This window comes from Exiguobacterium sp. SH1S1, from assembly GCF_004337245.1.
GTDB classification, from domain to species: Bacteria; Bacillota; Bacilli; order Exiguobacteriales; family Exiguobacteriaceae; genus Exiguobacterium; species Exiguobacterium aurantiacum_A.
Map to the genome: position 1 here is coordinate 544180 of NZ_SJUZ01000001.1, position 10869 is coordinate 555048.

The 10869-nt window shown below is 54.9% G+C and carries 12 protein-coding genes; 1 reads left to right on the plus strand and 11 read right to left on the minus strand.

Annotation, left to right across the window (positions count from 1 at the left end; translation table 11 throughout):
- Positions 1-68 precede the first annotated feature (68 nt).
- The 10 genes from EVJ23_RS02785 to hprK form a co-directional block, all read right to left on the minus strand.
- Positions 69-305: a hypothetical protein gene (locus EVJ23_RS02785; RefSeq protein ID WP_016508644.1), complete on the minus strand. Its 237-nt coding sequence runs from the start codon at positions 303-305 to the stop codon at positions 69-71.
- A gap of 86 nt (positions 306-391) precedes the next feature.
- Entirely contained in the window at positions 392-1345 is a 954-nt protein-coding gene (whiA, locus tag EVJ23_RS02790) for a DNA-binding protein WhiA (protein WP_131455835.1), read from the minus strand.
- A 25-nt stretch (positions 1346-1370) separates the two neighbouring features.
- Positions 1371-2366 (minus strand): gluconeogenesis factor YvcK family protein, encoded by a 996-nt coding sequence (locus EVJ23_RS02795; RefSeq protein ID WP_071397965.1) that lies wholly within the window; start codon positions 2364-2366, stop codon positions 1371-1373.
- 1 nt (position 2367) lies between these two features.
- Positions 2368-3240, minus strand: coding sequence for an RNase adapter RapZ (gene rapZ, locus EVJ23_RS02800; RefSeq protein ID WP_131463997.1), 873 nt, complete (start codon positions 3238-3240; stop codon positions 2368-2370).
- Between the two features lie 124 nt (positions 3241-3364).
- On the minus strand, positions 3365-4318 hold the full coding sequence (gene trxB, locus EVJ23_RS02805) for a thioredoxin-disulfide reductase (RefSeq protein ID WP_070328693.1): 954 nt from the start codon (positions 4316-4318) through the stop codon (positions 3365-3367).
- A 68-nt stretch (positions 4319-4386) separates the two neighbouring features.
- Complete coding sequence (locus tag EVJ23_RS02810; RefSeq protein ID WP_236633351.1) at positions 4387-5859, minus strand: tetratricopeptide repeat protein; 1473 nt, start codon at positions 5857-5859, stop codon at positions 4387-4389.
- Between the two features lie 296 nt (positions 5860-6155).
- A complete protein-coding gene (locus EVJ23_RS02815) occupies positions 6156-6638 on the minus strand; it encodes an acyltransferase (protein ID WP_131441393.1) in 483 nt (160 codons plus the stop codon).
- The gene (ppaX, locus tag EVJ23_RS02820) at positions 6631-7281 is read right to left on the minus strand and encodes a pyrophosphatase PpaX (protein WP_131463999.1); all 651 of its coding nucleotides are present in this window, start codon (positions 7279-7281) and stop codon (positions 6631-6633) included. The genes EVJ23_RS02815 and ppaX overlap by 8 nt, the downstream gene beginning before the upstream one ends.
- Positions 7281-8102, minus strand: a complete 822-nt coding sequence (lgt, locus tag EVJ23_RS02825) for a prolipoprotein diacylglyceryl transferase (RefSeq protein WP_070328688.1) — start codon at positions 8100-8102, stop codon at positions 7281-7283. The genes ppaX and lgt overlap by 1 nt, the downstream gene beginning before the upstream one ends.
- A complete protein-coding gene (gene hprK, locus EVJ23_RS02830; RefSeq protein WP_070328687.1) occupies positions 8099-9037 on the minus strand; it encodes an HPr(Ser) kinase/phosphatase in 939 nt (312 codons plus the stop codon). The genes lgt and hprK overlap by 4 nt, the downstream gene beginning before the upstream one ends.
- Before the next feature lie 156 nt (positions 9038-9193).
- On the opposite strand from hprK, the gene EVJ23_RS02835 reads away from it, so the two are divergent.
- Positions 9194-9550 (plus strand): hypothetical protein, encoded by a 357-nt coding sequence (locus EVJ23_RS02835; RefSeq protein WP_070328686.1) that lies wholly within the window; start codon positions 9194-9196, stop codon positions 9548-9550.
- 93 nt (positions 9551-9643) lie between these two features.
- Here the strand turns inward: EVJ23_RS02835 and EVJ23_RS02840 are convergent, their stop codons facing one another.
- Positions 9644-10822, minus strand: a complete 1179-nt coding sequence (locus EVJ23_RS02840; RefSeq protein WP_131464001.1) for a DUF4097 family beta strand repeat-containing protein — start codon at positions 10820-10822, stop codon at positions 9644-9646.
- Positions 10823-10869 lie beyond the last annotated feature (47 nt).

The following is a 10869-nucleotide window of genomic DNA, read 5'->3' on the forward strand; positions in this document are numbered from 1 at the left end:
TAACTCCACTATTCCAAATTTCCGTGACGGATGCAACCAAAAAAGGCTGACCGCGGTCAGCCCTTTTCTCATTTGCTTAAATTATCAACGCTCGTGAGCAGTTCATAGTCTTTACGGATAACTTGGTAAATCGCGTTCGTATCGCCCGACAACATCTCTTCAGCACGCAACTGGTTGAGGAAGAGGCTTGTCGCGAATGTCACGAGCGCACTTTTCGGAATCCCGATTTCTTTGGCCCGGTCCGTGATGACCCGGTCTAGCTCAGCGTCAATCGTGAGCGAAAGTCTTTTCTTTGCATTCGACATAATGTTGAAGCTCCTTTAGTTTACATTTCAAATTCCTATACACAATTGCTAATTATATAGGAAGAATGCTTTTGGCGCAACCGGTGTCAGGATGACCCGATTTCTTCGCCGCTGCGAACTTTCTCCGCAATCTGGTCGATTTTGCGAAGCCGGTGGTTGATGCCCGACTTCGAAATCGGTCCCGTCTCGAGCATCTCCCCGAGTTCTTGGAGCGATACGTCTTGATGGGTGACCCGAAGCTCGGCGATCTCACGGAGCTTGACCGGTAAAATTTCAAGCCCGACCGTCCGTTCGAGATACTTGATATTCTCGACTTGCCGGAGCGCCGCCCCGACCGTCTTGTTCAAGTTCGCCGTCTCACAGTTGACGAGCCGGTTGACCGAGTTGCGCATGTCTTTGATGATGCGGGCGTCCTCAAAATCGAGCATACCGCGCGTCGCCCCGATCAGTTTAAGGAAGTCGGAGATTTTCTCGCTCTCTTTGATGTAGAGGATATGCCCTTTTTTCCGTTCGAGCGTCTTTGCGTTCAAGCCGAAGCGGTTGGCGAGGTCACGGAGCGCCTGGTTATGGTTCTCATACAGACTGTACACCTCTAGATGGTACGATGACGTCTTCGGATGGTTGATCGATCCTCCGGCGAGGAACGCACCACGCAAGTAAGCGCGGGCCAGGTTCTGGTTGCGCGTCATATCCGAGTTGAGTGTCCGGATCATCTCATAGTTCTCCCCGAGGATCTCTAGGTCACGGAGCATCGTCTCGGCACGTTGCGAGACACGGACGATGTAGACGTTGTTCTTCTTCAACCGCATTTTCTTCCGGACGAACAGATCCAAGTGATGGTCGTACAGACGTTTCATGAGGGAGTAGATGCGGCGCGCGATCGCGGCGTTCTCGGTCGAGACGTCAAGCGTCATCCCCCGTCCTAAAGCGAGCGAGATGACACCGTTCATGCGGACGAGCGCGGACAATTCCGCTTTCGCCTCGGCATCGGTGACGTCGAGTTGCGTCAGTTCTTTTTTCACTTCTGAGGCAAAGCTCATCTCGGTCCCCTCCTTTCCATTCCTGCTATTTCAGTTCAAGCTCCTGGTACGAGCGTGGTTTCTTGATCCGCAGCACGCGTTGCATGACGAGCCCAGCAATCGCATCCGAATCGTGACGGATATAGTCCCGGTTATAGTCGACGATGTCCCCGGCGAGCACGTTCGTGCCATAGTTGCGGAGCTTCTTCCGATCGAACCGGACTTCTTCCGATCCGTCTTCGAGGTAGCGCTCTAAATAAATATCTTCAATCGGTTCGTTGTTGACGACGATCGTATCGACCGTCGACTTCCCGAGGTACGCCTCGACCGACTTCAAATGCCGCATCGCGTCGTAGCCTTGCGTCTCACCCGGTTGCGTCATGACGTTACAAATATAGACGATCGGGACGCCGGCCCGGACGATGGCGTCGCGCACTTCCGGGATCAACAAGTTCGGAATGATGCTCGTATACAGGCTTCCCGGACCAAGGACGATCACATCCGCCTGTTCAATCGCTTCGACGACACCCGGTGCTGCTTTGATGCCTTCTTCTAGCAAGAACATGCGCTTGATCGCTTTTCCGACGAGCGGGATCTTTGATTCGCCTTTGACGATCGTCCCGTCCTCAAATTCAGCGGCGAGCGTCATGAGCGTCTCCGTGACCGGCAAGACCTTCCCTTGGGCGTTCAACAGCTGCGACAGCACGTCGATCGCCTTGACGAACGACCCTTCACAAATATGTGTCGCCGCCGTCAACATCAAGTTGCCGAGCGAATGACCCTCGAGCCCGTAGCCACTATCGAACCGATACTGTAAGATGCGGTCCATGAGCGGCTCGACTTCAGACAACGCCAAGATGACGTTACGGATATCCCCGGGCGGGAGCATATGGAACTCGTCGCGGAGCCGTCCCGAGCTGCCGCCGTCATCCCCGACCGTGACAATCGCCGTGATCGCGAGCGGATAATGCTTGAGACCACGGACGAGCGTCGATAGCCCTGTCCCGCCACCGATGGCGACAACTTTTCTCTCGCGTCTCATCTTACTTCTCCTTCGTCGCGTGGACGAGGTCGCGATGGACGGTCTTGACGTTGTAGCGCTCGGCGAAATGGGCCGATACTTTTTCAGCGAACGTGATCGAGCGGTGTTTCCCGCCCGTGCAACCGAAAGCGACGACGACTTGCGCTTTCCCTTCCCGCTTGTATTGCGGCAACAGGAACTCGAGCATATCAATCACTTTTTTATAAAACGCCCGCGCCTCAGGATGCGACATGACGTAATTTTGAACTTCTTCCGTCTGCCCAGTGAGAGGCCTTAGCTCCGGGATGTAGAACGGGTTCGTGATGAAGCGGACGTCGAACAACAAGTCGATGTCGAGCGGCACGCCGTGCTTAAAGCCGAACGACATGAAGTTGACGGTGAACGGGATCCGCTCCTCGTTGAACTGGAGCAAGATCCGGTCTTTGAGCATTTGTGGCTTCAAGTCGCTCGTATCGTAGAGCGTGTGGGCCCGGTCACGGAACCCTTCGAGCAGCGAGCGCTCCATCTTGATGCCGACGAGCGGTGCGTCTTCCGGGGCGAGCGGATGCGACCGGCGCGTCTCTTTATAACGACGGACGAGCACGTCGTCCCGTGTGTCGAGATAGAGCAGATGCGGGTGCACGTTCTTTTGTTCGAGATCATCGATGACGATGAACAAGCTATCGATGAAGTCCGGCGTGCGCGTGTCGATCGCGACCGCGATCTTCGGACGGACCGAACTGATGACATCGATCAGCTGCGGTAACAGTACTGGCGGCAAGTTATCGACGCAAAAATAGCCGAGGTCCTCAAAGCTATTCATTGCGACCGATTTACCAGCCCCACTCATCCCGCTGATGATGATCAATTCTTCTAATCCTTTAAAGTCTTCCATGTCGCTGACGCCCCCTTAAATTTGACAACCGAGCCGTGTGTTCGGCTCTCTTCTACCCTCAGTATAACGAACGCCCGAAAAAAAGAGAAGGGATTGCGGTTGCCCGCAATCCCTTCTGCCTTGGTCACGCGTTTTGTTCTTGTAATTTCTCGAGGAGACCCTCGATGAAATGTTGCGCGTTTTGAGCGGCGATCGATCCGTCGTTCGTCGCTGTGACGACTTGACGGAGCGTCTTGTCGCGAACGTCTCCGGCGGCGAAGATCCCGGGGATCGTCGTCTCCATCGCTTCGTTCGTGACGATGTAGCCTTGCTCGTTCAAAATGCCGAGATCTTTGACGAATCCAGTGATCGGGTTCATCCCGATGTAAATGAATACGCCATCGATCTCATGCTCCGACTCCGTGCCGTCGATCGTGCTGACGAGACGGGCCCCGCCGACTTTCCCGTCTGCTTCTACGATTTCTTTCAACGTATGGTTCCAGATGAAGTCGACTTTCGGGTTGTCGAACGCACGTTTTTGCAGGATCTTCTGCGCCCGTAGCTCATCGCGACGGTGGACGATCGTCACTTTGTCCGCGAAGCGCGTCAAGAACACGCCTTCTTCGACAGCAGAGTCGCCACCGCCGATGACGAACAAGTTTTTCCCTTTGAAGAACGCACCGTCACAGACTGCACAGTAGGATACACCGCGACCGCCGAGCTCTTCTTCGCCCGGTACGCCGATTTTTTTATACTGCGCCCCTGAAGCAAGGATGATGGCGCGTGCCTTGTAGTCACGGTTGTGGGCGTGGACGACTTTATATTCGGTTTCGTCCGAGATGCTTTGGACATCGCCATACGCGTACTCCGCACCGAACGCTTTCGAGTGGTCAAACATTTTTTGAGATAGGTCTGGACCGAGAATGCTGTCGTAACCTGGATAGTTTTCGATATCTTCCGTGTTCGCCATCTGCCCACCTGGGATGCCTCGTTCGATCATAAGTGTCGACAAATTGGCACGCGACGCGTAAAGTGCCGCCGTCATTCCGGCTGGGCCGGCCCCGATGATAATGACGTCATAGATTTTTTCTTCTGTCATAGTGATTCCACCTCTGCATGAAATTGATTGACTTCAGTATAAGAAACCTAGGGAGGTATCGTCTATCTTTATGCTTGCTCGAGTGTCCGCTTGAACGTCCGGATCGTCCCGGTGAGCGTGTCGACCGAGACGCCGAACGTATCGGCGCATTCCTCGAGCAGGAGTGATTCGCGTTTTGCGTAAAACATCCAGACGAGCGCCGCGGCCGATGCCGTGACGTCTTCGAACGTTTCTCCCGCTAGCAGCAGTCGCGAGAAGCGCTCATAGAAATCGCCGTCGAGGCTCATCTGTTCTGCTTCCGTCACTTCCGTTTCGGCGAGGACGAGGGCGGCGTATCCTCGTTCGATCCGGGCGTCGCCCGTGAACGGAGAACCACAAATTTCAGCGCGACACTTTTCGGCGAACGAGATCACCGTCTCGTTATCGGTCAATCCGTTCGTCAAGGCGAGCGCCTCGAACGCTTCGTCATCGGCGAGCTTGGAGATGATCCGAATGATCTCGATGCGGGCCGTGTCTTCCTCTTGGCGCAGACCTTGGACGAGCGCCGAGCGGAACTCGAGGTTGTCGCGGATATCGAACGGATTTTTCTCTTCAAACTGTTTCAACTCGTCACTGTTCAAATAGGTAGCCGCTTCTTCAGAACGTCCTGTCTTGTAGGCGGATACGCTGAGCCAATGCCCGAACAGTGAGTCGCCACGGAAGCCGCGTTCTTTCAATAGACGCAGTTCTTCGTAGGCATGGTCGTACTGGCCGACGAGAGCTAGCGTCGTAGCGAGCTTGTAGCGCAATTCAAATTGGATCGGACGGACGCGTGTGAGCGGGACCGACAGTTGCAGCGCCGCTTCCGACTGTCCAGCCTCATGTAATAGAAGAATCGTGTTCAAGATCGCATGCAAGTTGCCCGGATTTTGGTCGAGGACGTACTCGAGCGTCTCGAACGCCGATTCGTCGTTGCCGAGGTAAAAGTGGACGATGGCCAAATTGTTGAACGCCGGCCAAAACGTCGGATATTGATCGATCAAGCGCTCGAGCGTCGACTTGGCGGCGAAGAGCCGACCTTTGTCGATGTGTTGCTGCGCCTCGGTGTGCCACGTGATCAACTCGTCCTCTTCTTCGTCTTCGAGCTCTTGTTCAAGCTCGATCAGTTCGAGAAGGGATTGGACCGATTCCGCGTAACGACCGTGCGCTTCCTGTTCAAGATAGCGGCTCGCATACGTGGCCGCTTCTTCGTACTGTGAGATATAGGCGCAGTTGCTCGCGAGGTGATAAAGTGCCTCTGTCGCCGTTTGGTCGAGTTCTAATACCCGTTTCCACACATCGTTGGCGTGGTAGACCTCCCCTACTTCGAATAACAGTTCAGCGTACTGTTTGTGGTAATCGACGCGATGGACTGCCGCAGCAGTTGCTTCAGCCATGAAAAAAGTCGCTTCATCTAGGCGACCTTCTCGTAACGCTCGACGACCTCTATAGTAGTGGAGCTCCGCAGCAAGCGGAGATTCTGGTTCGGGTAGCGTCATTAGTGCTTCATAGTTCGCTTCCATATTCTAAATCCTCCACATCGTCTCTAGTATCTTTTTTTAGTTGCAGGATTAAGAATACCGCACTCAATCCATGAGGGCAACCGAAAAAGTTTAAAAAAATCGGGACTATATTCCTTCTATAATGAATATATTTTACTAGGTCTGACAATTGTTTTTCGACAAAAATATACATGACGGCTCACCTCGCGACACGACACAAAAAAACGGCATCACCTTCAAATAAAGTGATACCGCTCAAGTATTTTTCACACGAAGACCAATCGAACAGCTTGAAATGATTTCGCGCTAAATTGTGTCTATTTCGTGTCTATGGTTTGTAGTTTAGCGCCGACGACGCGTTCGCCGGGCAAGACGTCGCGATGTACGACGGCACCGGCTCCTATGACCGCCTTGTCCCCGATCGTGATGCCCGGCAAGATCGTCACGTTCGCCCCGATCAAGACGTCGTCACCGATCCGGACGTCACCGATCCGATACTCGTCGACGAGGTACTCGTGACAGAGGATCGTCGTGTTGAAGCCGATGACCGTGTTGCGTCCGATCGTGATCCGCTCCGGGAACATGACGTCAGGCGTCACCATGAGGGCGAGGGCGCTATACTCCCCAATCTTCATCCCGAGGAAGTTCCGGTACAGCCAACGCTTCGCCTTGACGGACGGGAAGTAACGACCGACGAGGACGACCGTCGTATTTTTGAAGACGCGCAAGAAGCGGATCGTCCGATACATCTGCCAGAGCGGGTTGGGCCCGTCCAGATGATACCGTTCCGTCTTACGCATTGACCGTGACCTCGTCGAGCCACGTCTCGAAGTGCTCCATCGACTCGATGATGACGTCAGGCTCGAGCGTCTCTAAGAACGCCCGGCCCTTCAAGGCCCAACCGACGGCGACCGTCTTCGTGCCGGCGTTTTTGCCGCTGAAGATGTCCGTATCGTTGTCTCCGACCATGACGGCCCGCTCCGGTGTCGAACCGAGCGCGCGCAGCGCCTGCTCGACCGGCTCGGCGTGCGGTTTCTCGTTTTCGACGTCGTCAGCCGTGACGACGACGCCAAACAAGTGGTCGATGTTGAACAGGCGAAGTCCGTGTTCGACGACCGGCCGGCCTTTCGATGTGACGATACCCATCTTATAGCCTTTGGTGTGCAGACGATGCAGTCCTTCGATCACGCCAGGATATTCGGCGACGAGCGCGTCGTGCATGGCGATGTTGAAGCTGCGATAGAACGCCTGCATCTCTTTCCATTCCGGCTCATTGAGCGCTTTGAACGACTTCTCGAGCGTCGGTCCGATGAACGGGAAGATATCTTCGTCCTGATACGTCTCGTTCGGGAAGTAATACCCGAGCGTATGACGAAAACTCGCAAGGATGAGCGGGTTCGTATCGAGCAACGTACCATCTAAATCAAATAAAATCGTATCCATCAATCAAACAGTCCTTTCTCAGAAGGGTCATCGTACCGCTTCGCTTTCCGGCGCAACACCATCATCACGATCCCGAACACGATCATCGCGATCGAGACGAGCTGTGCCGTCCGTAGATCACCGGCCATGAGGCTGTCCGTACGGAGTCCCTCGATATAGAAGCGACCGATCGAGTACCAGACGAGGTACGACAAGAAGATATAGCCGCGCGGCGGATTGCCGACCATGCGCCAAACGACGAGCAAGATGACGCCGAGGATGTTCCAGACGCTCTCGAACAAGAATGTCGGCAAGTAGTACGCCCCGTCGATATACATCTGGTTGACGATCCAGTCTGGTAACAACAACGTCTCTTTCAAAAATCGGCTCGTCGTCTCAGACCCGTGCGCCTCTTGGTTCATGAAGTTGCCCCACCGCCCGATCGCTTGACCGAGCAAGAGCGATGGCGCGAGGATGTCGGTCACTTTCCAGAACGACATCGATTTACGCATCGAGTAGATGATGACGACGAGCAAGGCGCCGAAGATGGCCCCGTGAATCGCGATCCCGCCTTGACGGATATCGATGATTTGCCCGAGGTTTTGGCTGTAGTAATCCCATTGGAACACGACATAGTAAATCCGGGCGAAGACGATACTGATCGGGATCGCCCAGATGATGACGTCGACGACCCGCTCCGAATCATAATTGAGTCGCTTCGCCTCAAACAAGGCGAGGACGAGACCGAGCATCGCTCCGAAGGCGATGATCATGCCGTACCAATAGATCGGGAGCGACCCGATCTCGAACGCTACGCGGTCAAACGTCGGCTCCACCATCATTCCATGTCCCCTTCGTTATCGTGGATCGCGTTGGCGAGTCGTTCGGCGAACTCTTCCGCCGTGTTGATGCCCATGTTTTGCAGGCGATAGTTCATCGCCGCGACTTCGACGATGACGGCCAAGTTGCGTCCCGGACGGACCGGGATCGTGAGTAGCGGCACTTCACTGTCGATGATCTTCATCGTGTTATGGTCGAGCCCGACGCGGTCATACACTTTGCCGGCGTCCCAGTTCTCGAGGTTGATGATCAAGCTGATCTTTTTGTGCGAACGGACGGCGCCCGCTCCGAACAACGTCATCACGTCGATGATGCCGATCCCGCGAATCTCGAGCAAGTGGCGGATCAGTTTTGGTGCCGACCCGACGAGCAGCTGGTCGCCCGTCTGCCGGATCTCGACCGAGTCGTCGGCGACGAGACGGTGGCCCCGCTTGACGAGCTCGAGCGCGGTCTCGGATTTACCGACGCCGCTCTGTCCTTTGATGAGGACGCCGACACCGTAAATGTCGACGAGGACGCCGTGCATCGCCGTCATCGGTGCGAGTTCCATCTCGAGGAAGTTCGTGATCTGTGACTCGATCGACGTCGTCACCGCGTTCGTGCGCATGAGCGGAACGTTCGCCGCCTCGGCCTCTTCCTCGATCTCGATCGGGATGTCGAAGCCGCGCGTGATGAGAATGCCCGGTGTCGACTCCGTGCAAAGAATTTTGGCACGCTCGCGCCGGCTTTCTTCAGACAGGCTCGCGTAAAACGTGAGCTCCGTCTTGCCGAGCACTTGAAGACGGTTCTTCGCATAGTGTGTATAGTAGCCGGCGAGGACGAGTCCTGGTCGACTGAGGTCCGGTGTGGCGACAGGACGGTGAAGCCCTTCTTCCCCGGAAATGACTTGAAGCTTGAAGCGCTCAACGAGTTGAGCCGTGCGTACGATATTTTGCATAAGTATCTGCCCCTTTCACGCTCATTATTGTATCATAGCTCCTCATGAGAAGCGTTAATGAAAAGTGAGGCAGAACTTGTCAATTCAAAAGGAATGAAACTAATTTGTGGCAATTGCGTAGAACGGGTATAGAAGTTTATAAGGAGGTGAAACAAAATGGACGCACTCTTTTGGATTGCCATCGTCTTTATTTTCATCGTCGGGATCGCGGCGCTCGTCTATCTGATCAAGTCACTCATCGACATGTGGCGCGAATATGCGACGACGAAGAACGAGACGGTGCTCTTGTTGTTCATCCTGAACATCGTCGGTGTCTTCTTGTCCGGCTCGTTACTTTCGATGATCGTCGCCATCATCTTCTACTGGAACCGCTCGAAAAAAATGCGGAACCTCGGGATCTTCCTACTCATCGCTGGACCGATTCTGTTTATCCTCTTTATCATCGGCTCGTTCACGTTATATGACGCCCCGATGATGGAATGGGAACAGTTCGAGAACGAAATGAATTTATGACGTGACAAAGCCCGGAGGCAATCGCCTTCGGGCTTATTATGATTCACGCTGTACAAAAACAACCCCGAAGGCGCTCGCCTTCGGGGTTGATTGTCATTGCTGATGGAACGGGTTGTTCAAGTCGGCCGGATTGACCGGGTCGACCGGATCGATTGGTTCCGTCGGTTCGTGCTTGTCTTCTTCGAGGAACGTCGACGGCGTATGGAGTGAACCGTGCTCAAGGTCGATCGTACCAGTACGCGTACCGGCATCGACTTCGATGCGTGGCGTCTGACCACGGCCTGATAAGAACTCGAGACGACGCTGGGCGACGTCTTTACGATCGCGGACGATCTCGAGGTCGTCCAAGTTACAGTGGAGACCACCGAAGTTCGTCTCGAGTTCGCCTTCGATCTCGACGCCGTGCGGCAAGACGAGTCGGATGTTCCCGGCGAGCGAAGCGATTTCGAACTTGGCCGGACGCGCCGTCGCGAGTTCGGCGCGGATGTTGCCGTTCCCGGTCTTGAGCGAGGCCTTGTCATACTTCCCGTTCACGATGACAGAACCGTTACCGGTCCGGACGTGGACGAGCTCAGACTCGGTCGCTTCGACCTCGACCGTACCGTTGCCCGTGTTGACGAGGATCTCTGAAGCGTGCACCTCGTGAAGCACGACGCGGCCGTTCGCCGTCTGGACGCGGAAGCTCTCGACGTCGATCCCGTCGGCACGGACTTCACCGTTCAACGTTTGGACGTTCAAGTGGTCGAAATGATGATGCGGGACGTACAGTTCGACGTGGGCCCGGACGAGCTTGTCACGAAGTGAGATGACGAGACGGTCGCCGATGACCGAATGTTTGACGGCCGACTGGAGCTGTTCGAGCGCTTTGTCCGCGTCTTGCTGTCGGAGCGGACGACCGGTGACGATCAGTTCACACTCGTCATGGTCCGACGAGACGATCGTCGCCGAGGCGTTGAACAAGTCGAGCAGGATGTCTTTCCCGGTGAACGGGAACGATTTCGAGTACGTCACTTCCGGCCCGAAGTTCGAGCTGAACGAGAAGTCGCTGTCGCGAAGTTTAGTCACGAGTCCATCGACCGCTGACGTCAGTTTCGTCGTGAGCGACTCGACCGAGTAGGCATCGACCTTCTCCGTCTCTTGATGTTCTTCAAGCGCTTGGATACGCTCCGGCTCCAACTTCTCGAGCCGCTCGAGTTGGGTCATCCCTTCCTCGATCGTCAGTTTGCCATCTTTCACTTGCTGGAGAATCAGTTCACGCATTTCTTGTTTCACGTTCGTTTCCCCCTTCGATTTGGTTACACGTCAATCATGTTCCCGTT

Coding starts and splice junctions, on each gene's coding strand:
- EVJ23_RS02785 (WP_016508644.1), bottom strand. CDS start 305: ATGTCGAATGCAAAGAAAAGACTTTCGCTCACGATTGACGCTGAGCTA.
- whiA (WP_131455835.1), bottom strand. CDS start 1,345: ATGAGCTTTGCCTCAGAAGTGAAAAAAGAACTGACGCAACTCGACGTC.
- EVJ23_RS02795 (WP_071397965.1), bottom strand. CDS start 2,366: ATGAGACGCGAGAGAAAAGTTGTCGCCATCGGTGGCGGGACAGGGCTA.
- rapZ (WP_131463997.1), bottom strand. CDS start 3,240: ATGGAAGACTTTAAAGGATTAGAAGAATTGATCATCATCAGCGGGATG.
- trxB (WP_070328693.1), bottom strand. CDS start 4,318: ATGACAGAAGAAAAAATCTATGACGTCATTATCATCGGGGCCGGCCCA.
- EVJ23_RS02810 (WP_236633351.1), bottom strand. CDS start 5,859: ATGGAAGCGAACTATGAAGCACTAATGACGCTACCCGAACCAGAATCT.
- EVJ23_RS02815 (WP_131441393.1), bottom strand. CDS start 6,638: ATGCGTAAGACGGAACGGTATCATCTGGACGGGCCCAACCCGCTCTGG.
- ppaX (WP_131463999.1), bottom strand. CDS start 7,281: ATGGATACGATTTTATTTGATTTAGATGGTACGTTGCTCGATACGAAC.
- lgt (WP_070328688.1), bottom strand. CDS start 8,102: ATGATGGTGGAGCCGACGTTTGACCGCGTAGCGTTCGAGATCGGGTCG.
- hprK (WP_070328687.1), bottom strand. CDS start 9,037: ATGCAAAATATCGTACGCACGGCTCAACTCGTTGAGCGCTTCAAGCTT.
- EVJ23_RS02835 (WP_070328686.1), top strand. CDS start 9,194: ATGGACGCACTCTTTTGGATTGCCATCGTCTTTATTTTCATCGTCGGG.